Below are 23664 nucleotides of genomic sequence, written 5' to 3' on the forward strand. Positions count from 1 at the left end.
CCCCGCTCCGCCCAATTAACCGGGACCGCCCGTCCCGTCACTTTGTACCGCAAAGTATATCGCACCGCAAAGTAAAGGCAAGCCCGGAAGTCGCAGCCGGATGGTTCGATCCGCATAAACAACTGCCGGTTGCGCCGCACGACCTCGGCCGGATAAGATGGCTTCAAAAGCATTCCGGGGGGAAGGAGTATGTGGCTTAAGTCATTTGTCGTTGCGTCTCTGTTGCAGGTGAGCGTCGCCGGCATCGCGCATGCGAAAGGACCATTCGGCAGCGTCAATGTCGGCAACTGGATCGGCGGCGCCTTCAGCAATGACGAGACGGGCGCCTTCTCGCATTGCGCCGCGACGACGCCATATGCAAACGGCGTCATCCTCGTCGTGAGCCAAAATGCCGCCGGGACATGGTCGCTCGCCTTTGCGAGTCCCAGCTACCGCTTCAACAAGGGCGAGAACGCCGCGATCGACGTGACCTTTGACGGGCAGGAGCAAGCCCGACTGTTCGCCACGGCGTACCAACCCAACATGCTCACGGCCATCATGCCGGTCAATGTTGTGCGTACGTTTCAGAAGGCGAGCCTGATGGTGGCGACAGCCGGCCGCGCCGTTCTGAATTTCGATCTGACCTCGACCGGGCCGGTGATCGCCGCATTGGCCAATTGCGTGACCAAGGTGAAAGCCGACGGGCTCGACAAGGCCGGCGACTTCACCAAGGTCGCCGCCAAGCCGCAGCCTGCGCCGGACAAGCAGGCGCCGCCGGCCGGCAGCAAAGTTGCCAGGGCCAAGACCGGCACCGGCTTCGTGGTCAGTGCGAACGGCCATGTCGTCACCAACAACCATGTGATCGACGGCTGCGTCGGCGACATCAAGGGCAACCTCACCGGTGAGGCCGCGATGGTGCTGCGCGTCGTATCGAGCGACGTCAACAACGATCTCGCTTTGTTGCAGGCGCCGTCGACGACGACATTCAAGGACTTTGCGCGGATCCGCGATCGCTCGATCCGCTCCGGTGATTCCGTCATCGTAATCGGCTTTCCCTTCCATGGCTTGCTCACGTCGGACTTCACCGTGACGACCGGTATCGCGAGCTCGCTCAGCGGCATGCGCAACGACACGCGTTTCCTGCAAATCAGCGCGCCGGTGCAGCCCGGCAATAGCGGCGGCCCGCTGTTCGACACCACCGGTCAGATCGTGGGCGTGGTCACCGCAAAGATCCCCGCACTGCGCATCGTCGCTGCGACCGGCAACATTCCGGAGAACATCAACTTCGCCATCAAGACCGGCATGCTGCGCGACTTCCTCGACAATTCCGTGGTGCCCTACCAGACCGCCGAACCGAAGGGCGAGCTCAAGACCACCGACATCGCCGGCAACGCGCGGCCGTACACGATGCTGATCTCGTGCAATGGCACGGAGCAGGCCGACGCGAAGCGGTAGACTGCGCTTCAGCCTCCGCTGTCATGCCCAGCGAAGGCGGGGCATCCAGTACGCCGCGGCTTCTAGATTCGACACGACCGTCTCGGAGTACTGGATCGCCCGATCAAGTCGGGCGATGACACCGTTGGTGTGGGCACAGCGCACCCGCCGTCTCACCCGTGGCAGCACGCTCCCTTCGCCTGCGGCTCGTACTGGTCGCGCAGGCGGACCCAGTCCATCGGATAGGGCAGGCCGTCCTCGTGACGACCGAGCGGGGTGAGGTCGAGATACTGATAGGCCACGTTCATCATGTCGAGACCGCGCGCGAAGCATGAATAGGTATGGAAGATCTCGCCGGCCTCGTTGCGGTAGAACACGCTGATACCGGGCAGCTCCGGACCGTAGAACGGCGTGGTGCCGAAATTGTATTTCGGCACGCCCTTGTCGATCTGCTCGCGCGTGAACGAGACCTCGTAATCGTAGTTGAAGTCATTGCCCCCTGACGAGACCCAGTCGAAGGTCCAGCCCATCCGCTTCTTGAAGGCCTCGAGCTTGGCGCTAGGTGCCAGCGAGATCGCAACCGTGGAGGTGTCGCGCGCGGCGAGGTGCGGCACCATGCGATCGAGACCGTCGGCCCAGAACGAGCAGCTCTTGCACGCGGCCTCCCAGTCGGGTGTGAACATCACATGCTGCACCACGAGCTGCGGGCGGCCCCCGAAGAGATCGCCGAGCGTCACCTTGCCGTTCGGTCCGTCGAACACATAGTTCTTGTCGACCTTCACCCAGGGCAGCGCGCGGCGCTGCTCGGCGAGGCGCTCGCGGGCCTGGCTGAGCTCCTTCTCATGCGCCAGGTGGGCCTTGCGGGCCGCGATCCATTGCTCGCGCGAGACGATCTGATGTTGCTGCACAGTATCCTCCATGGTGTCAGGCGACGAAGGCGTCGAGCTTGTCGAGGGACGAGCTCCAGCCGCGCTGGTGATTGTCGCGTGCGGTTTCGTCGAAGAACTGGGCGTGATGGAAGATCATCAGCGTGCCGGCGCTATCGGGCTTCAGCGTGATCGTCACCAGCGATTCGCGCTCCGGCGTCGAATGCCAGGCCCAGGTGAACACCAGGCGCTCGTTCGGCACGACCTCGCGATAGATGCCGCCGGCCTCGAAATATTCGCCGTCGTCACCGGTGAAGCTGATGCGGTAGCGGCCACCGGTACGGACATCGAGCTCGGCGTCCAGCGTCGCCGGCTTCATGTTCGGCGGCCCGAACCAATGGACTAGCTGCGCGGCTTGCGTCCAGGCGGCGTAGACTTTCTCCGGCCGTGCGCGGAGCCGGCGCGTGAGCGTGAGGCTTGGACGTTCGTTTGGACGCTCGCTTGGACGTTCGGCTGTGCGGGGATTGGCGTTGACGGCTGCGTTGGCCATGTCTTGTCCTCCACGAAGGCGGCGAGGCGGTCGAACTTCTCGGACCAGAACTGCGCGTAGCGATTGAGCCAGTTCATCGCCTGCTCCATCGGCTGCGCGGTGAGCCGGCAGGACACCGTGCGTCCGGTCTTCTCCCGCACGATCAGGCCCGCATCCGTGAGCACGTCGAGATGCTTCATGATCGCCGGCAGCGAGACCGGAAACGGCGCGGCCAGCTCGCTCACCGACAGGCCGTCCCGCTCGCCGAGCCGCGCGAGAAGGGCACGCCGCGTCGGATCGGACAGCGCCGCAAAGGTCCGGTCGAGCGTCTCGTCTCTATACTTAACCATTTGGTTTAGTATAGACGTGAACGAGACGGCGTCAAGCAGGAACCCGCGCGTCCGGATCTGCACGACTGCGTGATCAGGCAGTGCTCAGTGTGAGGCGCGACTAGTACGGACGAACGTACCGACCGCGTAGTGACGGCTGAAGCGGAGGCCGTACGGCCACCTGGGCAGGATTTTGCGCGCAATAGCCCTTGCGGCCCGACGCGCTCATCTGACACTGCTCGCGGGTCTGATAGGAGCAGTCGCCGGGATAGCCGTATTCCGAGTTCTGAATGCACCACGCGTAATCATAGTCCGCGCGCGCCGGGCTCCCGCCAGCGAGCCACACAAGGACTATGGTGCCCAGCACAAATTGCGCCTTGCCCATGACCGACCTCCCATGTTCGCCGCGCGACATGCGACCTCACAGAGTGAAAGGCTCGCGGAGCCGGTTTATTCCGGAGCGATCGCGCAAAAATACGCGGCCGCGCAATGCGCGCGGCTAGTACGGTGCGACGGGCCGCGCGCGACGGTGCGGCCGAGGTTGCGGCTGCGGCGCCTGGCCATAGGCCACAAGCGGATTGGGCCCGCAGTACAGCAAGCGGCCGGAGACGCTGGCCTGGCATTGCTCATAGGTGCTGTAGGCACATTCGCCGGGATAGTCATACTCGCCGCCCTGGGCGCACCAGGGATAGTCGCGGGCCGCCGCGGGCGTGACGGTGACGAAGCCGGCAAGGACCGTCGCGCCCAGCGTCAGCAGCGCCAATTGCGTCTTGCGCATGATCCAGACTCCTCTCTTCACAGGGCGAGATACGCGCCATGTATCATCATGGTTTCGCCGCGCCGTTTTATTCCAGATCAACGGAACGAAGTACGCAAGAAAAAAGCCCTGCCAAGCGGCAGGGCTCCAATCTCAGGGATCACAAGATCGCTACTCGACCTTCAGGCCGGCGAACTCGACGACCTTCTTCCACTTCTCGGTCTCGGCCTTGATCTCCTCGCCGAACGCCTCCGGCGTCTGCACCCGCGGCTCGCCGCCGAGTTCGACCAGTCGCTTGGTCATGTCGGGCTCCTTCATGAGCGTATTGATCTCATTGTTGAGCTTGGCGATGATCTCTTTGGGCGTGTTCTTCGGCGCGCCCATGCCGAACAGCGCGCTGGCCTCGTAGTCCTTCACGGTCTCGGCGATCGCCTGGACGTCGGGCAGCTGCGGCGAGCGCTCCGTGGTGGTGACGCCGATCGCGCGAAGCGAGCCGGAGCGGATGTGCTGGATGATCGAGGGCATGTTGTCGAAGATCACCTGCACCTGGCCGCCGAGCATGTCGGTGATCGCCGGCGCCGCGCCGCGATAGGGCACGTGCTGCATCTTGCAGCCGGTCATCGCCATGAACATCTCGCCGGACAGATGCACCGAGGTGCCGTTGCCGGACGAAGCCATGTTCACCTTGCCGGGATTGGCCTTCACATATTCGATGAACTCGGCGACGTTCTTGGCCGGAACGTCCTTGTTGACGGTCATCACGTTCGGCACCCGCTGGAACGAGGCGACCGGCGCGATGTCGCGCACGAAGTTGAATTTGAGGTTGGTGTAGAGAGAAGCGTTGATGAAGTTGGCCGGATTGACCAGTTGCAGCGTGTAGCCGTCGGGCTCGGCATTGACGACCGATTCGGTCCCGATATTGTTGCCGGCGCCAGGCTTGTTCTCGATGACGAATTGCTGGCCGAGCCGCTCCGACAGCCGCTGACCGATCAGCCGCGCCAGGATGTCGGTGGCTCCGCCCGGCGGATAGCCGACCACCCATTTCACGGGCCGGGCCGGATAGTCGGCGGCAAGGGCCTTCGACAGCGGGGTGGCTGCAAGCGGACTGGCTGCGAGCAGGCCCAGCGCGGTACGGCGAGTGATCATCTCAAGGGTTCTCCCAACGTGTTGTTCTTGAAAGCCAGATGGCTTCAAAGTCGACGCGGTTGTAACAAAGCTTGCCGCAGGCGGAAAGTGCGCCCGGCGCATCACGACGAAAGGATAAGGCATGCCGGTCAAGGTCGAAGCCCTCGATCATCTCGTCATCAACGTCGCCGACGTCGCAGTGACCGCCGAGTGGTACCGCAAGATTCTCGGCATGGAAGTCAAGGTGTTCGACCCCGGCGGCGGCAAAGCGCCGCGGACTTCGTTGCAATTCGGTAACCAGAAGATCAACGTCCGGCCGCGCGATGCCGACAAGGTGGAGTGGTTCACCGCGGACCATCAGACCGCCGGCAGCGAGGATCTGTGCTTCCTCACCTCTGCCGCGCCCGACGAGGTGGTGGCGCATTTGAAGGCACATGGCGTCGCGATCGAGGAAGGCCCGGTTCCCAAGCAGGGCGCCCGCGGCACGCTGCGCTCGGTCTATTGCCGGGATCCGGATGGCAGTCTGATCGAGATTTCGTCGTACGAGGGCGGTGGTCGATAGGGCAGCGCTGCCCACCCCATCGTCATTGCGAGGAGCCCTTGCGACGAAGCAATCCAGACTGCCCCCCGCGGAGACCGTCTGGATTGCTTCGCTGCGCTCGCAATGACGGCGGGGAGACGCCGCCCCGCCGATTTGCTCCCCGCGCCTTCCGATGGCAGGAAGACGCAATAATCAAAAACCAGCCGCCATCAAGATGCAGGCTGCACGGGGAGGATTCATGCCTATCCAACAGACCGCAGCCGGACTCGTAGGACCGTTCGACGGGCTCGACGTGCCCTGGCTGCTGAAGCTGCGCGCAGAAGTGCGACGCGATCATGCGTTCCTGATCTGGGCGCCGTTCGGCGCGCCGGCGCGGCGCTGGAGCTATGGCAAGTTTCACGAGCGCGTCGGCGCGCTCGCGGCGGGGCTGGTGAAGCGCGGCGTGAAGCCGGGCGAATATGTGCTCATTCATCTGGACAATTGCATCGAGGCGCTGCTGGCCTGGTTTGCCTGCGTCGAACTCGGCGCCATCGCGGTGACCACCAACACCCGCTCGGCGCCGGCGGAGATGGAATATTTCGCGGACCATTGCGGCGCGGTCGCTGCGATCACGCAGCCGGCCTATGCCGAGATCGTCGCGCAAAGCTGCCGCAACATCCGCTGGCTGGCGGTGACCTCGCACGATGCGGGCGCGGCGCCCGCGCGAGCGGTCTCGCGCGGCGACAGTTTCGATTCACTATTCGCCGACAGCGCCGACCGTCCCAGGCGCGCAACCGATCCGTTCGCGCCGTGCAGCGTGCAGTACACGTCAGGCACGACCTCGCGCCCGAAGGCGGTGCTGTGGACCCATGCCAACGCGCTATGGGGCGCCAAGATCAACGCCGCGCATGAGGACCTTCATGCCAACGACGTGCACCAGACCTATCTGCCGCTGTTCCACACCAATGCGCTGGCCTATTCGATGCTGGCAACGCTGTGGGTCGGCGCCACCTGCGTGATCCAGCCGCGGTTCTCCACGAGCCGGTTCTGGGGCGTCGCGCGCGAGCATGGCTCGACCTGGACCTCGACGATCCCGTTCTGCATGAAGGCGCTACTCGAGCAGGAGATCCCGAAGGACCACAAATTCCGCCTGTGGGGCACCGCCATCAACGAACCGCCGGCCTTCGCTGCGTTCGGCGTCAAGATGATCGGCTGGTGGGGCATGACCGAGACCATCACCCACGGCATCGTCGGCGAGGTCGACCAGCCCAACATCCCGATGTCGATCGGGCGCGCCGCGCCCGAATATCAGATCCGCATCACGGACGATGACGGACGGCCGACCGAGGTCGGCGACACCGGCAATCTCGCGATCAAGGGCATCGTCGGGCTGTCGCTGTTCGCCGAATATCTGCACAACGAGAAGGCGACGCGCGATAGCTTCGACGAGCACGGCTTCTTTCTCACCGGCGACCGCGTCGAGCGGTTGGAGAGCGGCTTCATCAGGTTCGGCGACCGCGCCAAGGACATGCTGAAGGTCGGCGGCGAGAACGTCGCGGCCTCCGAGATCGAGCAGGTGATCGCGGTGGTAGCAGGCGTGCGCGAAGCCGCGGTGGTGGCGAAGAAGCACCCGATGCTGGACGAGGTGCCTGTTGTCTTCATCATCCCGCATGGCGGCGTCGCGGGCGCCGCGCCCGATCTGCATGACCGCGTAATGGCCGCCTGCCGCAACGGTCTCGCCGACTTCAAGGTGCCGCGCGAGGTGCAGCTTGTCGACGACATGCCGCGCTCGACGCTGGAGAAGGTGGCGAAGGCGGAGTTAAGGAAGATGGTGGGCTGAGTCTCGGCTATACGGCGCGCTGCCGTAGGGTGGGCAAAGCGGCTTGTCCGCCGTAGCTCGAAGAGCGAAGGCGGAAGCGTGCCCACCATTCATGCCACGGATAAGGATACACGGTGGGCACGGCGCTTTGCGCCTTTGCCCACCCTACGGGAGCCAGCTCAAAACGATCCCAGCGCCACCGGCCGGAACGCCTGCAGCAATTGCTGGTCCAGCTTGCCGCCCATGCCTTCCATCATCGTGAAGGCGCGCGAGTGGGTGAAGGGCATGCGGTAGGCGCGCTTCTCCACCAGTGCCGCGTAGATGTCGACGATCGTCGTGACCCGTACGATGTCGCTGATCTGGTTCGACGACAGGCCGTTCGGATAGCCAGAGCCGTCGAGGAATTCGTGGTGATGCAGCACGACGTCGAGCATCTCCGGCGGGAAGCCGCCTTGCTCCGCGAGCGCGTCATAGCCGCGGCGCGGATGCTGGCGCACCTCGGCCATCTCCTCGTCGGTGAGCTTGCCCGGCTTGTCGAGCAGCACGGAGGGAACGAAGGCCTTGCCGACGTCGTGCAGCAGCGCGGCGCGGGTCAGGCGACGCTGGTCATCCTCGCGCATGCCGAGATGCTGCGCGAAGGCGACGGCGAAGCCGGTGACGAACAGGCAGTGGCGGTAGCTGCCGACATGATGGCAGCCGACGGTGGTGAGCCATTCGCGCAGCGAGGAATGCTTGATCGCCTTCAGGATCTTGCTCTCGGCGGCGATGACGTCGTCGAAGGTCAGGGGCACGCCGAGCGGCAGCTTCTCGAACATCTTCGCCAGCACCGCATGCGCCGCCTCGACGCCACGGTTGAGCGTCTTGCCGCGATCGGTTGCGTCGTAAGTGGCGGTGTCGGGGAACGCGGCGCGGATGCGCTGAAGAATCGCATCGGGCTGCAGCGGCCGCGAGATCGTGTCGGTGGCGCCCAGCGCCCAGGCCTGCATGGTGCCGTGATGCAGGGCATCGGCGAGCACGAACAGCCGCGGCATCGTGCGATAGGCATCGCCGCGCAGCTTGTTGCGCACCCGCTGCACGCTCTCGGGCGAGCGTAGATTGATGTCGACCACGAGACCGGACAGATCGCGCGACGGCTGCTCGGGAATGTCCTGCGTCGTCACCGTCGAAACGTCGCCCACGGCCTTCAGGATGCTGGCAAGCTCGGTGCTCTCGTCGCTCCGGTCGGAAGCGAGCAAGAGCCGGCGTTTGGCGGCGGATTTGGCTGGCGCGTTCATGGCTTCCCCAGAGCACGGGAGTGTATTTGGCGTCAGCCTAAGCCGGATCAGGTTCTCCGGCCCTTAAGAGGCGTGCTCAATGGAACCCTGCGGAATTGCGCGCAATTTTAGGGATTTTGGGTCCCCGCCCTGCTTCCAGTCAAAACGGCGAAAACAACCCCATGCACAGTAGAACGGGCCTTGATGGGAAAGGGGAATTTGGGGCGCTCTCACCCACTCTCCGCTGTCGTCGCCCGGCTTGACCGGGCGACCCAGTACGCCGAGGCGGCGCGGCCGGAGCCGAGAGGCCGCGGCGTACTGGATGCCCCGCTTTCGCGGGGCATGACAGCGAGATTGTGGAGACGCCTACCAAAACAAATCCGCCGGAAGTTGCCCTCCGGCGGATCAGCTTACTTGGCAATTACGCCTCGCCTTACGCCTTCATCGCCCCCTTCACGGCCTCGGCCGTGATCGGCAGGGCCCGGATGCGGGCGCCTGAGGCGTTGAAGATGGCGTTGCCGATTGCCGGGGCGATGACCGTCACCGCGGGCTCGCCAACGCCGGTGGCCTTTTCGCCGTTGGCGATCACGGCGACGGCGACCTCGGGCATCTGGCTCATGCGCAAGGGCGTGTAGCTGTCGAAGTTTGTCTGCTCGATGCCACCGTCCTTGAGCGTCGCCTTCTCATACATCGCCAGCGACAGGCCCCACAGCGCCGCACCCTCGACCTGGGCACGGATGTTGTCGGGATGCACCTGCGTGCCGACGTCGGTTGCGACCGTGAGCTTCTTCACGGTCACCTCGCCCGACGGCGCCACCGCGACATGGGCGACGCACGCCGTCCAGCTCGCGGTCGCGCGTTCCTGCGAGGAGACGCAGGCGACGCCCATGCCCTCGCCTTTCGGCAGTTGCTTGGTGCCGTAGCCGGACAGCCCCATCGCGGCGAGCAGCGTGTTGCGCAGCCGCTGCGCGCCGCCGTCGTTCTTGCCCTTGCCGTCGAGCAGCGCGATGCGGAATTGCGCCGGGTCCTTGCCGGTCGCAGCCGCGATCTCGTCGATCATGCTTTCGACCGCCCAGAACGTCCAGCCGGGCGCCACCGAGCGAAGCTGCCCGGACGGCGTCGCATTGTGCGCGAGCTCGTTCTTGATCGCGCGCACATAATGGTTGGGCACGGTGTAGAAGAAGTCGGCCCCGTTCACCGTGAAGGAATCGAGCGGACCCTTCTTGTCGACCGAGGGCGTCAGGAAGTCGGGGATGCCCCAGCGCGCGGTCGGCCAGGCCGAGACGACGTCGTGGCTGAGCGCGACGAGCTTGCCGTCGCCGTCCACGCCGGCCTTGACCTTCTGGTAGGTGAGCGGACGCGAGAAATCCATCGTCATGTCGTTCTCGCGCGTATAGATCACCTTCACCGGCTTGCCGATGGCCTTCGCCGCCTGCACCGCCGGCACCATCATGTCGGCATCGAGCCTGCGGCCAAAACCGCCGCCGAGCCACATCTGGTGCATCACCACGAACTTCGGATCGATCCCGGCGGCACCTGCCGCAATCGCGCCGGAGCGCGTCGCGAACTGGTTGCCGGAATAGATGTGCAGGATGTCGCCCTTGAACTCCGCCGTGGCGTTCATCGGCTCCATCGGCGCGTGGATGTTGATGCTGGTGGTGTACTCCGCCTCCAGCACCTTTGCGGCCGAGCCGAACGCCGCGTTGGGATCGCCGTCCTTGACGAAGAACTGGCCGGAATCCTCCAGCTTCTGAAGCCGCTTGGCTTCGTCGAGCAGCGACTCGCTCGAGACCTTCGCGTTCGGACCGCCGTCATAGGCGATCTTCAGCGCCGCGGCCGCCTTCTTGGCATTGGCGTAGGTGCTGGCGACCGCGACGACCCAGCCCGATGTCGTGCCGGTCTTGTCGTCGAGGGTGATGGCCTTGATGAAGCCCGGCACCTTCTTCGCAGCCGAGTCGTCGACCGACTTCACCGTGGCGCCGAAGCGCACCGGCGGCGTCACCACCGCGCCATAGGCCATGCCCGGCAGCATCACGTCGATGCCGTACTTGGCCGTGCCGTTGGTCTTGGAGGGGATGTCGAGCTGCGGCACCGACACGCCGATCATGGTGTACTGATCCGGCGTCTTCAGCTTGATCGCCTTCAGCTCGTCCGGCGTGAAGGTCTTGGTCGCCTTGCCGCTCTTCACGACATCGGCGAACGACATCTGCTTCTTCGACTTTTGATGCGAGATGACGGAATCGCGCACCACGAGCTCCGACGCCGGCACGCCCATCGCGGCGGCCGCGCCTTCCGTCAATGCCGTCCGTCCGGCCGCGCCGGCCCGGCTCATCGCATCGAAGTTCATCATGGTCGACCAGCTGCCGCCGGTGATCTGCGCACCCAGCACGGGGTCGTTGAACTTCGGATCGTTGGAGGCAAGCGCGACGCGCATGTCGCTCCACTTCGCGCCCAATTCCTCGCAGACGATCTGCGCCATGGTGGAGGCGATGTGCTGGCCCATGTCGGCCTTGCCGCAGGTCACGGTGACCAGGCCATCGGGCGCGATCGCATACCAGACGCTCGGCTCGAAGTTCGAAGGCGCAGCGAGCGCCTCACCGATGCCGGGTACGCCGGCATAGCCGAGCACGAGGCCGGTCGCTGCCGTGCCGACCAGGAAGGAGCGGCGGCTGAGATCGGTCGTCTCGGGTGTGATGGTGTTCACGTGCTTATTCATGTGGGCCTCCGTTCGTTGCCGGAGACGGATGCGGTGCGCATCTCGGTAGCGGCGCGCATGATCGCCTTCTGGATCCGCGAATAGGTCATGCAACGGCAGAGATTGCCGTCCATATGCGCCACGACTTCCTCCTTGGTCGGATTGGCATTCTTGGCCAGCAGCGAGGCCGCCTGCATGATCTGCCCGGACTGGCAGTAGCCGCATTGCGGCACCTGCTCGGCGATCCACGCCTTCTGCAGCGGATGATCACCCTTGGCGGAAAGGCCTTCGATGGTGGTGATCTTCTTGCCGGCGACGTCGCCGACCATGGTCTGGCACGAGCGCACGGCCTCGCCGTTGACGTGCACGGTGCAGGCACCGCACAGCCCGGCCCCGCAGCCGAACTTGGTACCGGTCATCTGCAATTGCTCGCGGATCGCCCAGAGGAGCGGCGTGTCGTTCGCCGCATCCACGGACAGACTCCGCCCGTTGATGGTGAGAGTTGGCATAGGCGTCTTCCCCTGCCGGTGCATGAAGCCGCTTACGGCGGCAACTTGAACAGTGGACGCCCACCGGGCTGGCGCCCACCTTGATCGCAAGAATGATCGGGTTCGCAGCCGGAGGCAAATGCAATTTGGAATCGATCGAAACTATCGCGGCAGCTCAGTGTTGTGCGTTGCGACAACGGCACCCGATGCAGCGACTGGACGCAACAGAGAATGCATCAGGCATGCGTGCCATCGCGTTCAGGCAGTTTCTTCCAGGTAACCCGTCGGGCTAGGATCGACGCGAAAACAACAACCAGCATAAAGAGGCGGGAGACATGCCAAAGGTCGATCGGGACGGCGTCGGGATCTACTACGAAGTTCACGGCGAGGGTCCGCCGCTGTTACTCACCCACGGCTATTCCTCGACCTCGGCGATGTGGCATGGCCAGGTCGACGCGCTCGCGAGGGACCACAAGCTCGTCCTGTGGGACATGCGCGGCCACGGCCAGTCCGACTATCCCGACGATCCCCATGCCTATAGCGAAGCGCTCACCGTCGGCGACATGGCCGCGATCCTCGATGCAGTCGGCGCCGGGCGCGCCATCATCGGCGGGCTCTCGCTCGGCGGCTACATGTCGCTCGCGTTCTATCGCGCTTATCCGCAACGCGCTCGTGCCCTGCTGATCATCGACACCGGCCCCGGTTTCAAGAAGGACGACGCGCGCGAGGCCTGGAACGCACGGGCGCTTGCGACCGCCGACAAGCTCGACCATGAAGGTCTCGACATGCTGAAGTCGGCGACACGCGAGCGCGCCACCGCGAGCCATCGCAACGCCAGGGGATTGGCGCTCGCCGCACGCGGCATGCTGACCCAGCGCGACGCCCGCGTGATCGAGCTGCTCCCCGACATCAAGGTGCCCTGCCTCATCGTGGTCGGCGCCGACGACGCGCCGTTCCTCGCGGCGTCCGACTACATGGCCGCAAAGATTCCCGGCGCACAAAAGGTCGTGATCCCCGCCGCCGGTCACGCCGTCAACATCGATCAGCCCAAGGCTTTTATTGACGCGGTGACGCCTTTCCTGAAGAACTTGCCGGGATAGGACGGTCGGATAGGGACACTGGCAATGAAGCAAGCGATACTGGCTGCGAGCGCGGTGCTGCTATCGATGTCTGCGCAGGCCGAGCCGTTTGGCGGCACGCCGCCGCGCCGGCCCTTCGTTGCGACCTTGTCGAACAACACGCCGCTCGCCTTCGGCATGGATGCCGAGCAGACCGCGCGGGCACTGGGGCAGCCGCTGCAATATGTGCGCGGGCGGCCCGGCAACGAGATCTATCTCGCGCTTCGCAACCTCGGCGGCAGCGGTCTGATCCCCTACCGCCATCGCCTGTTCCTGCAGTTCCGTCACGGACGGCTGGCGGGATGGAAGGAAGACTACGGCGAGAACTGGATGTGGGAGTGAGAGCGACGCACAGCCGCCTCCCCTCATCCTGAGGAGCTTGCGGAGCAAGCGTCTCGAAGGATGAAGGCCCCCGCTGCTGCTTCTCGGCCTCCATCCTTCGAGACGCGCTGACGCGCTCCTCAGGATGAGGGGAGAGATTAGAGTTCGTAGTAACAAAGAAGGACAACCCGCGTGGGACAAGACATCAAGCTGACGGCTTCCGACAATTTCCAGCTCGGCGCCTATCGCGCCGATCCCGCAGGCGCCCCAAAGGGCGCAGTGGTGGTGATCCAGGAGATCTTTGGGGTCAATCACCACATCCGCTCGGTCTGCGACCGCATCGCTAGGGAAGGCTATGTCGCGATCGCGCCGTCGATCTTCGACCGGACCTCGCCGAACTTCCAGTCGGGCTACACGCCCGACGAGATCGCCGAGGCGCGCAAGTTCGTCGCCAGTCCCGACTGGGACGCGATGCTGCGCGACACCCAAGCCGCGATCGACGCGGTGAAGAGCGTCGGGCCGGTCGGCATCATCGGCTTTTGCCTGGGCGGCAGCGTCGCCTTTGTCGCGGCGACGCGGCTGTCGGGCCTCAAGGCCGCGATCGGCTATTACGGCGGCGCCGTGGTGCGCTTCGCCGACGAGAAACCGAAGGTGCCGACGCAACTGCATTTCGGCGAGAAGGACGCCGGCATTCCCCTGACCGACGTCGAGACCGTCAAGGCGAAGCGGCCGGATGTGCAGGTCTTCATCTATCCCGGCGCCCAGCACGGCTTCCATTGCGACGAGCGGCCGAGCTACGACAAGGCAAGCTCGGATATCGCCTGGCCGCGCAGCCTGGCGTTTTTCGCGAAGCATCTGACGAAGTAGCGCGCGCCACTCAAAGCAGGAATCGGGTGGCTGCATCACGGCACCCGGCGATAGAGCTGGCCGATCAAGCCAACTCGCGCCGGGAGATCGCCATGCAGCAGGCCATCACGCACCTCGTCATCCGCAATCCGTTCGGAACCATGGACGTCCCGGGCCCGGACGATTCTGAAGTCATGGACTACGCTGCCACCGCCACGCTGGCCGGCGACGCGGCCGACATCAACGCGGCAGCATGGACATCCATTGCCGCCCTCTCCGATCCGCTCGAAGGCATCTGGGCTAGCAGATGGAATGGCGGCGCCGATCCGACCATTGCAGGCGATACGCCGGACAGATGGAAAGACGGGCGCGCGGAAATCCGCATCGCGGGGAGCCGGATCTATCTGCGTTTCGACTGGGACCATGGCCGCCGGCACGGCCTGATCGATGCTGCGCGCGAGGGCGCGCGCCTGGTCGGAAAGTACATCAACCTGACCACGCCTGCGATCACGCGGCCATGGGTCGGGCTCGTGGTCGATGGCACGCGCATCGACGGATGCTTTCCGAACGGACGGCTGGATTTCAGGCGGTGAGCTAGAACCAGCGCTCGCCGACGAACACGGTGTCGCCGGGGCTCAAGGGAGTGCCGAGCGGGACGATGGCGCGCATCGCGCCGCCGGCTTCGGTGTGCGTGACGGTGACCACGTCGCGCTTGGCGCGGGGCGAGAAGCCGCCGGCAATCGCGACCGCGCTTTCGACCGTCATGTTCGGCACATAAGGATACTGGCCGGGCGCGGTGACTTCGCCGAGGATGAAGAACGGGCGGTAGGCTTCGATCTCGACCGCGACCGAGGGCTCGCGGATGTAACCGTTGCGCAGGCGTGCGGCGATTTCACCGGCGAGACCCGCCGGGGTGCGGCCGCGGGCCGGCACTCCGCCGATCAGCGGCATGGTGATCGAACCGCCGGCATCGATGGCGTAGCTGTTGGTGAGGCCTTCCTGGCCGTAGACCACGACGCGCAGCCTGTCGCCGGCATCGAGATGATAGGAGGAGTCGTAGCGCACCGGCGCCGCCATCGGCGCTGCGTAGCCGACCGGCATGGGTGCAGGCGACGAGGCAAAGGAATTGCGCAACGCGCCGATGGCGCCGCCACCGTCGGCGACGACGACCGGCTGCGGTGCGCCATAGGGCTGGCCATAGGCCATGGAATCGAGATCGGCACGGGGCTGCATGACCGCGACGGGACCGGCGGTCTGCATGCAGCCGCCGAGGGCAAGCGCGGCGGACGCTGCCAAGGAGGCTGTCAAGATCGACCATCGAAACACGCGTGCAACCGGCACAGGACCTATCCCTCGAAACGAGACGGTCCAGTCTTGCACCGGTTATGGTTAACAAAGCGTTGAGGGGGGTGTCAGCGCGGCAATGCGGATGCGATGGCGCCGCGCACTCCGTCATGCCCGGGCTTGTCCCGGGCATGACGAGTTGTTCGTGGCGAACTTATGCGCTCACGCCCACGCCGATCGGGCAGGACACGCCGGTGCCACCGAGGCCGCAATAGCCGGCGGGGTTCTTCGCCAGATATTGCTGATGGTAGTCCTCGGCGAAATAGAACGCGCCGGCGGGCGCGATCTCGGTGGTGATGGCGCCGAGACCTTTTGCGGCAAGCGCCTTCTGATAGAGCGCCTTCGATTCATCGGCCGCTTTCTTCTGCGCATCTGAATAAGTGTAGATCGCGCTTCGGTACTGCGTGCCGACGTCGTTGCCCTGACGCATGCCCTGCGTCGGGTTGTGGCTCTCCCAGAACGTCTTCAGGAGTTTCTCGTAAGAGATTTTCTTCGGATCGAACACGACCAGCACCACTTCGGTGTGGCCGGTGCGTCCCGAACAGGTCTCCTCATAGGTCGGGTTCGGCGTGTGGCCGCCGGCATAGCCGACAGCGGTCGCGTAAACACCGTCGCCGAGCTCCCAGAACTTGCGCTCGGCGCCCCAGAAGCAACCGAGCCCGAACACAGCCTGCTCGAGGCCCGCGGGATAAGGCGGCTGCAACTTCGCGCCGTTGACGAAATGGGTGGTCGCGGTGGGAATGGCTTGCGCACGGCCCGGCAGCGCCTCCGTGGCGCTCGGCAATACGGTGGTCTTGCGCATGAACAGCATGATTGGCTCTCCGAGACGAGCTGTCCGTCGCTTGAGCCAATGCAACAAGCCAAGGGCTCAGGCGGCGCGCTCGCGATCAAGGTGGGAATATAGGTATCTACGCAGGAGGGAGCAGCCCTGTTACGGCTGCCGTCAACGCGAGGGTCAGTCTCGGCGGGAATTGAAAGATCAATCCCGGGAATATCCGATCAAGGGTTTCCGCGGGCGGAACAGAATCATCAGCAGGATGCCCAAAATGCCGAGCACGGCGAAAACCGGCTGATCCAGCACCAGGCGGATCACCGAGGTCCAGAGCCAGGGCGCCTTGGCCTCGACCCAGGTGCGGAACGCCGTCTGGCTGGCCTGGTTGATGTCGTTCCAGAACTGGCCGAACCGGGTGAACCGCAGGGTCTGGTCGGCCACCCAGCGGGCGCCGTCATAGACCATGAAGATGAACCCGCCGGCCAGCAGCAACAGCCCAATCAGTCGGAAAATGCCGCGGATCATGCCTCACCTATATGGTCGTCCGATCGGACGACCTCTGCAATGCCGCCAGCCAATAGCCGGGCGACGGCAGAAATTCAACCTCTTCAGGGCGTTACGGCGCGCGCTGGAGCTCTCAGGGCCTGTTTTCCAGCCCCGGAAAGCGTTGACGGTGCCGCAGACCCCCTCTATAAGGGCGCCAACTGGCGGTGGGCGCAATCCTGCCGCCGCTGTTCTTTGAGCAGTTGCAGGCTCCATGAGCTCTAAAGGCTTGGAGCCTCAGAGACGACCGCAAGGCCGTCGCTCATGTTCCGGGAACAGCCCAGCAACCGAACACCCTAAATCCGAGCGTCGATTAAGCGGTCAAGCAGCCGGCGCTACCCGACCAAGACGCGACCGGTACCGCAAAGGATATTGAGACCATGGCCAATACCACTTCCGCCAAGAAAGCGACGCGCAAGATCGCCCGCCGCACCGCCGTCAACAAGTCGCGCCGCACCCAGATGCGCGGTGCCGTGCGTACCGTCGAAGAAGCCATCGCCACCGGCGACCGCGCCGCCGCGCTGAAGGCGATGGCGAGCGCCGAGCCCGCGCTGATGCAGGCCGCGCAGCGCAACATCGTTCACAAGAACAACGCCAGCCGCAAAGTCTCCCGGCTCACCGCGCAGATCGCCAAGCTCGCGAAGTAAGCTCGTCGAGTCATCCGATCGACTGATCGGATCGACATCGCGCTCGTCAATCAGCCCGGCTCGCGCCGGGCTTTTTGTTGCCTGTCACAATTCACGCTTGCGGTCGTTGGGCGACCACTCTTCCGTTGGAAGACTCTTGTCGTCTTCGCTGCGCTGCGCCCGTAATTTCACTGGCGGATGTTTTTGCAACAGCGGAAACTTTCACTGCGCTGCGAAAAACCCCTGCGGGGCGGGCTTAAGTTGAATCCGCGCGCGCGAGAGTTCTGCACACCGTAGTTTTCCCGGAACCGGTTCGCGATGGAGTTACCCTGCGAAACGAGACTCAAAAAGCGGTGTCTCAATAATCACTTATCGACATAGCGCCGACAAGCATTTGGAAAAATTGCCCGCAAGGCGTGCGCGTGACGCTTTTGTAAAAAATTTTTGGCGGTGGCGGAGATTTGTCACATGACGCGCGGCGCCTTCGAATCTGTGCACGGATTCAAACTCTTGCTCGCAAGCCTGTGCACAACTCCCGCGCGCCGTTAACGCTGGTCAAGTTTTTAGTCGCCTCAAGTGTGAATCAATTTCGTTGCGAGTCTTTCCGCATAGTGTATTCCTTAAGTCGTCCGCAGCGCCCACGATCTCAAGACCAGCGCGGTTTTAGAAACGGGGCGAGCGTGCAAATCGGCGGCGGTGTGCACGTAGGCGACGCTTCAACAAGCGATTGTCGGTTCAAAACCCATAGCAATATGGGAACGGTAGCTCTTTGTCTGAATGTCTCCAAGTGGGATCTTCGATCCCGCTCGCGCAAGACGCAAACGAGAGATGTCATGAAACTACCGCGACACACGTGATGGCGTAGCCGAGCGGACGAACAGTGCAGACGGGCGGGACATCGGCGACTTCAGTCGCAGTTGTCTTCAGGACACGCAGGACCTTGCCGTGAGCAATCACGGCAGGACGGGGAGGGTATCATGTCTTACGGACTCAACGCGGTATTGAAACAAGCCACCTACTCCAACGATGCCGGTTTAGATCAGCCCAACCTCCAGCCTCCCGCGTGTGGCGGAGCGCCGAGTACGCGCTGACCTCGCGACCCCTCCATCTCTGACATCGCCAGTCCGACCCGCGGCGTTCGCGCTGAACGGCGGAGCTGTGTCCGACGATGGAATCGCTCGAGGTCGTGCCCTTTGAAGGATCCTGGCGGGACCCCTTCATGGCACTCACAACGCAACTTTATCTCTCAATAGAAGTTTTTTGACGATGAACACATCGGAACAGGATCGCTGGTCACGCGTGAAGAGCCGGCTGCGCTCGAACGTAGGCGAAGACGTCTATACGAGCTGGTTCGCCCGTATGGATCTGGAAGGCGTGCAGGAGGAGAGCGTGCGGCTCTCGGTGCCGACGCGCTTCCTGAAGAGCTGGATTCAGGCGCATTATGCCGAGCGCGTACTGTCGTGCTGGCAGGCCGAGGCGCCGGAAGTTCATCGCATCGATCTCACCGTTCGCTCCGCGGTGCGCCCGGTCGTGCAGCAGAAGGAGACGCCTGCGCCGGTCGAAACACGCCGCGCACCCGCGCCGGAACTGCGCTCGACGGCGACTGCGCCGGTCTCCGCAAACCACGACGCGCTCGGCGGCTCGCCGCTCGATCCGCGCCTGACCTTTGCAAGCTTCGTCGTCGGCCGCTCCAACACGCTGGCGCATGCGGCGGCTCGCCAGGTCGCCGAAGGGCGTCGCGGCGACCCCGTCATGTTCAACCCGCTCTACATCCATGCGGGCGTTGGCCTCGGCAAGACGCATCTGCTCCAGGCCGTGACCTGGGCCGGCAATTCCGGCAACGAGCGCAAGGTGCTCTATCTCACCGCGGAAAAATTCATGTACGGCTTCGTCGCCGCGCTGAAGACGCAGACGGCGCTCGCCTTCAAGGAAGCGCTGCGCGGCATCGACGTGCTGGTGATCGACGACCTCCAGTTCCTGCAGGGCAAGTCGACCCAGGCCGAGTTCTGTCACACGCTGAACGCGCTGATCGATGCCGGCCGCCAGGTCGTGATCGCGGCCGACCGTCCACCGTCCGACCTCGAAAGCCTCGACGATCGCGTGCGCTCGCGTCTCGCCGGCGGTCTCGTGGTCGAGATGGGCTCGCTCGGCGAAGAACTGCGGCATGGCATCCTGAAGTCGCGCGTCGCCGCGGCCCGCGCCCATCACGCCACCTTCGACGTGCCGGAGGAGGTGCTGCTCTATCTGGCTCGCACCATCACCCATAACGGCCGCGACCTCGAAGGCGCGATCAACCGGCTTCTCGCGCACTCGAAGCTGAATAACCAGCCGGTGACGCTGGAGATGGCCGAGCGTGAGGTGCGCGATCTGGTCCGGCCGCAGGAGCCGAAGCGGATCAAGATCGAGGACATCCAGCGCGTGGTGGCGCGGCAGTATAATGTCAGCCGTTCCGACCTCCTGTCCTCGCGCCGCACCGCCAACGTGGTCCGTCCGCGCCAGGTGGCGATGTATCTCGCCAAGACGCTGACCCTGCGCTCGCTGCCCGAGATCGGCCGCCGCTTCGGCGGGCGCGACCACACCACGGTGCTGCACGCCGTGCGCAAGATCGAGGCGCTGGTCAACAAGGACACGGCGCTGTCCGAGGAAGTCGAGTCGCTGAAGCGCCAGCTTCAGGAATAAACGCCTAAGGCTCCTGCCATTATCCCGCCGCCCCGGCCATGCCTGGGCGGCGGTGTTCGTTTGCCGGGACGGCCGCCCTCCTTTTGGGCTGTAAATCGTGGGGAACCACCCCCCAATCCCTTGAAACGGATGGCTTTCCGCGCCACCTTGCGCGACCCTGACGGCTTTGGTCATATCGGCTGGATGATCCGGCTTTTCGGGGTCTTCGATGCCGTGGCGCGCGTCCCGCCGCCCGGCTTTTCCAACGTTGTGTTTCCTTGGGGATCGGGCGAGTAGTGCAATGAAGGTTACGGTCGAACGCGCGCAACTCCTGAAATCGCTGGGTCATGTCCACCGCGTGGTCGAGCGCCGCAACACCATTCCGATCCTCGGCAACGTGCTGGTCCGCGCCGAGAACGCGAAATTGTCGCTGAAGGCGACCGACCTCGACCTCGAGGTAACGGAGACGCTCCCGGCCGAAACCGCGACCGCGGGCTCCACCACGGTGCCGGCGCACATGTTCTACGACATCGTGCGCAAGCTGCCCGACGGCTCGCAGATCGTGCTGGAGGCCGACGGCGACCGCGCCGTGCTGGCGATCCGCGCCGGCCGCTCGCGCTTCACGCTGCAGACCCTGCCGGAGAATGATTTCCCGGATCTTGCCGCCGGCGACATGTCGCATTCGTTCTCGCTCGCCGCCAAGGACGTCAAGCGGCTGATCGACCGCACCCAGTTCGCGATCTCGACCGAAGAGACGCGCTATTATCTCAACGGCATCTATCTGCACGCCGCGGGCACGGCCACGGCCGCCACCCTGCGCGGCGTTGCCACCGACGGCCACCGCCTCGCCCAGCTCGACCTGGTCCAGCCCAAGGGCGCTGACGGCATGCCCGGCGTGATCGTGCCGCGGAAAACCGTCGGCGAGGTGCAGCGCCTGATCGAGGACAACGAGGCCGAAGTCACGATCGAGCTGTCGCAGGCCAAGATCCGCTTCACCATCGGCAATGTGGTGCTGACCTCGAAGCTGATCGACGGCACCTTCCCCGACTATGGCCGCGTGATCCCGCAGGGCAACGACAAGGAACTCGTCGTCGACAAGAAGGATTTCGAGAACGCGGTCGACCGCGTCTCCACCATCTCCAGCGAGCGCGGCCGCGCCGTGAAGCTCTCGCTGTCGCCGGGCAAGCTGGTGCTATCGGTCACCAACCCTGATTCCGGCAGCGCGACCGAAGAGCTCGAAGTCGAATACGCCTCCGATGCCCTCGATATCGGCTTCAACTCGCGCTACCTCCTCGACATCGCCGCCCAGATCGAAGGCGACGTCGCCACGCTGAAGCTCGCCGACCCCGGCTCGCCGACGCTGGTGCAGGACAAGGACGACAAGAGCGCGCTCTACGTGCTGATGCCGATGCGGGTGTGAGGGACGCTCTCTCGACCATCCATCGAAGCCGTAGGGTGGGCAAAGCTTGCGCCGTAGCTCGAAGAGCGAAGGCGAAAGCGTGCCCACCATGCCGCAACGCAGGTCGCAGTAAGACGTTGGGCACGGCGCGCGAAGCGCGCGCCTTTACCCACCCTACGGCAGGCTCCCGAAGGGAGAACGCGCGTCCATGACGAAGAACTGATGACCCCCTCCCGCATTCAACGCCTGACGCTGACGCATTTTCGCAATTACCGGGCGGCGGGGCTCGAGACGGCGGCTGACATGGTGGCGCTGGTCGGGCCGAACGGGGCCGGCAAGACCAATTGCATCGAGGCGATCTCGTTCCTGTCGCCAGGCCGCGGCTTGCGGCGCGCCACGCTGGAAGATGTCGCCGACAACCAGGGCGACGGCTCCTGGGCCGTGTCCGCGCAGGTCGAGGGCGCGCTGGGGCTCGCCACGCTCGGCACCGGCATCGACGCGCCGCGCCCCGACAGCACGATCAGCCGGCGCTGCCGCATCGACCGCGAGCCGGTCAATTCGGCCACCGCCTTCGGCGACCACATCCGCATGGTGTGGCTGACGCCGGCGATGGACGGGCTGTTCATGGGCGCCGCGTCCGAGCGGCGGCGCTTCTTCGACCGCCTGGTGCTGGCGATCGACAGCGAGCATTCCAGCCGCATCTCCGCGCTCGAACGCTCCCTGCGGTCGCGCAACCGCCTGCTCGAGACGCGCAATTACGACGACCATTGGTGTGATGCGATCGAGCGCGAGACCGCAGAGCTTGCGGTCGCGATCGCCGCAACGCGCGGCCAGACCGCAGCGCGCCTCACCGGCATGCTCAACGCGCGCGCGCAGAAATCCGCCTTTCCGTCCGCGCAAATCGCGCTGGACGGCTGGATGGAGAACGCACTGCTCAACGAGACCGCGACGTCGGTCGAGGACCGCTACCGCCAGATCCTGCGCGACAACCGCCCGCGCGACGCCATCGCCGGCCGCACCACCGACGGCCCGCACCTCACCGATCTCCAGGTGATCTATGCGCCGAAGAGCATGCCGGCGCGCGATGCCTCGACCGGCGAGCAGAAGGCGCTGCTGATTGGCCTGGTGCTGGCGCATGCGAGCCTGGTCGCCGAGATGACCGGCATCGTGCCGCTGCTGCTGCTCGACGAGGTCGTCGCGCATCTCGATCCGAACCGGCGCGCGGCGCTGTTCGAGGAGCTGCGCAAGCTCGGCGCGCAGGTGTGGCTGACCGGCGCCGACCCCGCCGCCTTTGCCGACATTGGCGCAGGCGGCGATGTCTTTGACGTCGAGAGCGGACGTGTCTCCGCCCGGCGATAGACCGCGCCGTTGAACCCGGCCGTTTGCAATCGCGACTAGCCTTTTGAGGCCGCGGCGATGCCTGTCACGGCCTTCGCCAGCGCGCAAATGACGTCACGCGCGAAAACCCTTGGAGAATGAGATGCGGACGGTAAGGACCGGGGCGCGAGTCCCGGCTCAATGGCTGGCGTTTGCGTGCGGCCTGCTCTTGCTCGCGGTCTGCATGCTCGCAGCAAGCGCCAGCGCCTGGGTGCCGCATCTGTCGCCGCTGTTCGTGTCGGCGCTCACGCCGGACCCCGCTGCCAAGCTGCCCGCGCCAACCCGTTACAGCTACCGAGGAACGCACACCACCGTCGTCAAGGGCGTTGAAACGCCGCTCCGCACTAGGCTGGAGGCCACCGTGCCCGCCGAGCTCGGCGACGTCCTCGCCTTCTACCGCACCGAGCTCAGCAAGCTCGGCTGGCAGGAGCAGCGCGATGGCGCGGTGGTCTCCGCCGATCACGTCAAGCTCGCCTTCGCCTCCCCGCTCGGACCTGGCATGCTGGCGCTCGACCGCAAAGACGCCAGCACCGCCGTCAATCTCGTGCAGAAGAATGCATCTGTCGCGGCCAATGCGAACGTGATGCCCGAGCCCGGCCAGGCGAAGCTGGTGTTCTCCAATATCAGCGAAACGGAAGCCACGCTCACGATCAACGACCGGACCATCAAGCACGCCGCCGGCGCCTACGCGGTTTCGCTGGATCTGCAGCCCGGCAGATATTCCTACGAGGTGAGCGTGCCGGGCCATCCAGCCACGACGAACATCCTCAACTTCGCCGCCGGCGATACCTGGGAGCTGACGGTCGGGCGCGACGGAGAGGCATGGGCGCCGCTCCTGCTGTATTGAACCTCACGGGTTTCTGCCG

General features: G+C 64.8%; 23 protein-coding genes and 1 pseudogene. 12 read left to right on the forward strand and 12 right to left on the reverse strand.

From position 1 onward, the window contains the following. Positions 1 to 189 precede the first annotated feature (189 nt). Positions 190 to 1434: a S1C family serine protease gene (locus ABIB95_RS27025; RefSeq protein ID WP_354243719.1), complete on the forward strand. Its 1245-nt coding sequence runs from the start codon at positions 190 to 192 to the stop codon at positions 1432 to 1434. A gap of 152 nt (positions 1435 to 1586) precedes the next feature. On the opposite strand, the gene ABIB95_RS27030 is transcribed toward ABIB95_RS27025, so the two are convergent. From ABIB95_RS27030 to ABIB95_RS27055, 6 genes and pseudogenes are all read right to left on the reverse strand, one after another. Continuing rightward, positions 1587 to 2321: a DUF899 domain-containing protein gene (locus ABIB95_RS27030; RefSeq protein WP_354243722.1), complete on the reverse strand. Its 735-nt coding sequence runs from the start codon at positions 2319 to 2321 to the stop codon at positions 1587 to 1589. A 16-nt stretch (positions 2322 to 2337) separates the two neighbouring features. Further along, positions 2338 to 2670 (reverse strand): annotated as a pseudogene (locus tag ABIB95_RS27035) (SRPBCC family protein); the annotation flags it as partial. 11 nt (positions 2671 to 2681) lie between these two features. Then, positions 2682 to 3158 (reverse strand): ArsR/SmtB family transcription factor, encoded by a 477-nt coding sequence (locus ABIB95_RS27040; protein ID WP_071908970.1) that lies wholly within the window; start codon positions 3156 to 3158, stop codon positions 2682 to 2684. Positions 3159 to 3258: 100 nt separating this feature from the next. Further along, positions 3259 to 3552, reverse strand: a complete 294-nt coding sequence (locus ABIB95_RS27045) for a DUF3551 domain-containing protein (RefSeq protein ID WP_321576601.1) — start codon at positions 3550 to 3552, stop codon at positions 3259 to 3261. Between the two features lie 84 nt (positions 3553 to 3636). Then, a complete protein-coding gene (locus ABIB95_RS27050) occupies positions 3637 to 3915 on the reverse strand; it encodes a DUF3551 domain-containing protein (RefSeq protein ID WP_247305812.1) in 279 nt (92 codons plus the stop codon). A gap of 150 nt (positions 3916 to 4065) precedes the next feature. Next, positions 4066 to 5040 carry a Bug family tripartite tricarboxylate transporter substrate binding protein gene (locus tag ABIB95_RS27055; RefSeq protein ID WP_354243726.1) on the reverse strand — a complete coding sequence of 325 codons (975 nt, stop codon included), beginning with the start codon at positions 5038 to 5040 and terminating at the stop codon, positions 4066 to 4068. A gap of 121 nt (positions 5041 to 5161) precedes the next feature. Between ABIB95_RS27055 and ABIB95_RS27060 the strand changes: the two genes are divergently transcribed. Continuing rightward, positions 5162 to 5581 carry a VOC family protein gene (locus tag ABIB95_RS27060; RefSeq protein ID WP_354243729.1) on the forward strand — a complete coding sequence of 140 codons (420 nt, stop codon included), beginning with the start codon at positions 5162 to 5164 and terminating at the stop codon, positions 5579 to 5581. A gap of 217 nt (positions 5582 to 5798) precedes the next feature. Continuing rightward, positions 5799 to 7379 carry an AMP-binding protein gene (locus ABIB95_RS27065; protein ID WP_354243732.1) on the forward strand — a complete coding sequence of 527 codons (1581 nt, stop codon included), beginning with the start codon at positions 5799 to 5801 and terminating at the stop codon, positions 7377 to 7379. A 158-nt stretch (positions 7380 to 7537) separates the two neighbouring features. Here ABIB95_RS27065 and ABIB95_RS27070 read toward each other — a convergent pair whose 3' ends face one another. The 3 genes from ABIB95_RS27070 to ABIB95_RS27080 all read right to left on the reverse strand — a co-directional run bounded on the left by ABIB95_RS27070 (position 7538) and on the right by ABIB95_RS27080 (position 11815). Further along, positions 7538 to 8632, reverse strand: a complete 1095-nt coding sequence (locus ABIB95_RS27070; protein ID WP_063980092.1) for an HD-GYP domain-containing protein — start codon at positions 8630 to 8632, stop codon at positions 7538 to 7540. A gap of 412 nt (positions 8633 to 9044) precedes the next feature. Further along, positions 9045 to 11327: a xanthine dehydrogenase family protein molybdopterin-binding subunit gene (locus ABIB95_RS27075; RefSeq protein ID WP_354243735.1), complete on the reverse strand. Its 2283-nt coding sequence runs from the start codon at positions 11325 to 11327 to the stop codon at positions 9045 to 9047. Then, the gene (locus ABIB95_RS27080) at positions 11324 to 11815 is read right to left on the reverse strand and encodes a (2Fe-2S)-binding protein (RefSeq protein WP_014491023.1); all 492 of its coding nucleotides are present in this window, start codon (positions 11813 to 11815) and stop codon (positions 11324 to 11326) included. The genes ABIB95_RS27075 and ABIB95_RS27080 overlap by 4 nt, the downstream gene beginning before the upstream one ends. Positions 11816 to 12129: 314 nt before the next feature. Here ABIB95_RS27080 and ABIB95_RS27085 point away from each other — a divergent pair, with 314 nt between their 5' ends. The 4 genes from ABIB95_RS27085 (at position 12130) to ABIB95_RS27100 (ending at position 14672) form a co-directional block, all read left to right on the forward strand. Next, on the forward strand, positions 12130 to 12894 hold the full coding sequence (locus ABIB95_RS27085; protein ID WP_354243737.1) for an alpha/beta fold hydrolase: 765 nt from the start codon (positions 12130 to 12132) through the stop codon (positions 12892 to 12894). A 24-nt stretch (positions 12895 to 12918) separates the two neighbouring features. Then, complete coding sequence (locus tag ABIB95_RS27090) at positions 12919 to 13254, forward strand: hypothetical protein (RefSeq protein ID WP_028151120.1); 336 nt, start codon at positions 12919 to 12921, stop codon at positions 13252 to 13254. A gap of 171 nt (positions 13255 to 13425) precedes the next feature. Beyond that, a complete protein-coding gene (locus ABIB95_RS27095; protein WP_354243740.1) occupies positions 13426 to 14100 on the forward strand; it encodes a dienelactone hydrolase family protein in 675 nt (224 codons plus the stop codon). Between the two features lie 92 nt (positions 14101 to 14192). After that, the gene (locus ABIB95_RS27100; RefSeq protein ID WP_354243742.1) at positions 14193 to 14672 is read left to right on the forward strand and encodes a hypothetical protein; all 480 of its coding nucleotides are present in this window, start codon (positions 14193 to 14195) and stop codon (positions 14670 to 14672) included. Between the two features lies 1 nt (position 14673). Here the strand turns inward: ABIB95_RS27100 and ABIB95_RS27105 are convergent, their stop codons facing one another. The 3 genes from ABIB95_RS27105 to ABIB95_RS27115 all read right to left on the reverse strand — a co-directional run bounded on the left by ABIB95_RS27105 (position 14674) and on the right by ABIB95_RS27115 (position 16720). Continuing rightward, positions 14674 to 15420 carry a polysaccharide biosynthesis/export family protein gene (locus ABIB95_RS27105; protein ID WP_354243744.1) on the reverse strand — a complete coding sequence of 249 codons (747 nt, stop codon included), beginning with the start codon at positions 15418 to 15420 and terminating at the stop codon, positions 14674 to 14676. 157 nt (positions 15421 to 15577) lie between these two features. Then, the gene (gene msrA / locus ABIB95_RS27110) at positions 15578 to 16234 is read right to left on the reverse strand and encodes a peptide-methionine (S)-S-oxide reductase MsrA (RefSeq protein WP_354243747.1); all 657 of its coding nucleotides are present in this window, start codon (positions 16232 to 16234) and stop codon (positions 15578 to 15580) included. A gap of 168 nt (positions 16235 to 16402) precedes the next feature. After that, a complete protein-coding gene (locus ABIB95_RS27115; protein WP_208083689.1) occupies positions 16403 to 16720 on the reverse strand; it encodes a hypothetical protein in 318 nt (105 codons plus the stop codon). 398 nt (positions 16721 to 17118) lie between these two features. Here ABIB95_RS27115 and rpsT point away from each other — a divergent pair, with 398 nt between their 5' ends. The 5 genes from rpsT to ABIB95_RS27140 all read left to right on the forward strand — a co-directional run bounded on the left by rpsT (position 17119) and on the right by ABIB95_RS27140 (position 23645). Continuing rightward, positions 17119 to 17385 carry a 30S ribosomal protein S20 gene (gene rpsT, locus ABIB95_RS27120; RefSeq protein WP_028151115.1) on the forward strand — a complete coding sequence of 89 codons (267 nt, stop codon included), beginning with the start codon at positions 17119 to 17121 and terminating at the stop codon, positions 17383 to 17385. A gap of 1245 nt (positions 17386 to 18630) precedes the next feature. Then, positions 18631 to 20043 carry a chromosomal replication initiator protein DnaA gene (gene dnaA, locus ABIB95_RS27125; protein ID WP_063980098.1) on the forward strand — a complete coding sequence of 471 codons (1413 nt, stop codon included), beginning with the start codon at positions 18631 to 18633 and terminating at the stop codon, positions 20041 to 20043. A 280-nt stretch (positions 20044 to 20323) separates the two neighbouring features. Beyond that, positions 20324 to 21442 (forward strand): DNA polymerase III subunit beta, encoded by a 1119-nt coding sequence (gene dnaN / locus ABIB95_RS27130; protein WP_014491013.1) that lies wholly within the window; start codon positions 20324 to 20326, stop codon positions 21440 to 21442. Between the two features lie 201 nt (positions 21443 to 21643). Further along, a complete protein-coding gene (gene recF, locus ABIB95_RS27135) occupies positions 21644 to 22780 on the forward strand; it encodes a DNA replication/repair protein RecF (RefSeq protein WP_354243749.1) in 1137 nt (378 codons plus the stop codon). A 121-nt stretch (positions 22781 to 22901) separates the two neighbouring features. After that, positions 22902 to 23645 (forward strand): hypothetical protein, encoded by a 744-nt coding sequence (locus ABIB95_RS27140; protein ID WP_354243752.1) that lies wholly within the window; start codon positions 22902 to 22904, stop codon positions 23643 to 23645. Positions 23646 to 23664: the final 19 nt, after the last annotated feature.

The sequence above is a fragment of the Bradyrhizobium sp. LA2.1 genome, assembly GCF_040547725.1.
GTDB classification, from domain to species: Bacteria; Pseudomonadota; Alphaproteobacteria; order Rhizobiales; family Xanthobacteraceae; genus Bradyrhizobium; species Bradyrhizobium barranii.

Excerpts from the sequence above, each read along its gene's own strand:
- ABIB95_RS27025 (WP_354243719.1), top strand. The coding sequence starts at position 190 with ATGTGGCTTAAGTCATTTGTCGTTGCGTCTCTGTTGCAGGTGAGCGTC.
- ABIB95_RS27040 (WP_071908970.1), bottom strand. The coding sequence starts at position 3,158 with ATGGTTAAGTATAGAGACGAGACGCTCGACCGGACCTTTGCGGCGCTG.
- ABIB95_RS27045 (WP_321576601.1), bottom strand. The coding sequence starts at position 3,552 with ATGTCGCGCGGCGAACATGGGAGGTCGGTCATGGGCAAGGCGCAATTT.
- ABIB95_RS27050 (WP_247305812.1), bottom strand. The coding sequence starts at position 3,915 with ATGCGCAAGACGCAATTGGCGCTGCTGACGCTGGGCGCGACGGTCCTT.
- ABIB95_RS27055 (WP_354243726.1), bottom strand. The coding sequence starts at position 5,040 with ATGATCACTCGCCGTACCGCGCTGGGCCTGCTCGCAGCCAGTCCGCTT.
- ABIB95_RS27060 (WP_354243729.1), top strand. The coding sequence starts at position 5,162 with ATGCCGGTCAAGGTCGAAGCCCTCGATCATCTCGTCATCAACGTCGCC.
- ABIB95_RS27065 (WP_354243732.1), top strand. The coding sequence starts at position 5,799 with ATGCCTATCCAACAGACCGCAGCCGGACTCGTAGGACCGTTCGACGGG.
- ABIB95_RS27070 (WP_063980092.1), bottom strand. The coding sequence starts at position 8,632 with ATGAACGCGCCAGCCAAATCCGCCGCCAAACGCCGGCTCTTGCTCGCT.
- ABIB95_RS27075 (WP_354243735.1), bottom strand. The coding sequence starts at position 11,327 with ATGAATAAGCACGTGAACACCATCACACCCGAGACGACCGATCTCAGC.
- ABIB95_RS27080 (WP_014491023.1), bottom strand. The coding sequence starts at position 11,815 with ATGCCAACTCTCACCATCAACGGGCGGAGTCTGTCCGTGGATGCGGCG.
- ABIB95_RS27085 (WP_354243737.1), top strand. The coding sequence starts at position 12,130 with ATGCCAAAGGTCGATCGGGACGGCGTCGGGATCTACTACGAAGTTCAC.
- ABIB95_RS27090 (WP_028151120.1), top strand. The coding sequence starts at position 12,919 with ATGAAGCAAGCGATACTGGCTGCGAGCGCGGTGCTGCTATCGATGTCT.
- ABIB95_RS27100 (WP_354243742.1), top strand. The coding sequence starts at position 14,193 with ATGCAGCAGGCCATCACGCACCTCGTCATCCGCAATCCGTTCGGAACC.
- msrA (WP_354243747.1), bottom strand. The coding sequence starts at position 16,234 with ATGCTGTTCATGCGCAAGACCACCGTATTGCCGAGCGCCACGGAGGCG.
- ABIB95_RS27115 (WP_208083689.1), bottom strand. The coding sequence starts at position 16,720 with ATGATCCGCGGCATTTTCCGACTGATTGGGCTGTTGCTGCTGGCCGGC.
- rpsT (WP_028151115.1), top strand. The coding sequence starts at position 17,119 with ATGGCCAATACCACTTCCGCCAAGAAAGCGACGCGCAAGATCGCCCGC.
- dnaA (WP_063980098.1), top strand. The coding sequence starts at position 18,631 with ATGAACACATCGGAACAGGATCGCTGGTCACGCGTGAAGAGCCGGCTG.
- dnaN (WP_014491013.1), top strand. The coding sequence starts at position 20,324 with ATGAAGGTTACGGTCGAACGCGCGCAACTCCTGAAATCGCTGGGTCAT.
- recF (WP_354243749.1), top strand. The coding sequence starts at position 21,644 with ATGACCCCCTCCCGCATTCAACGCCTGACGCTGACGCATTTTCGCAAT.
- ABIB95_RS27140 (WP_354243752.1), top strand. The coding sequence starts at position 22,902 with ATGCGGACGGTAAGGACCGGGGCGCGAGTCCCGGCTCAATGGCTGGCG.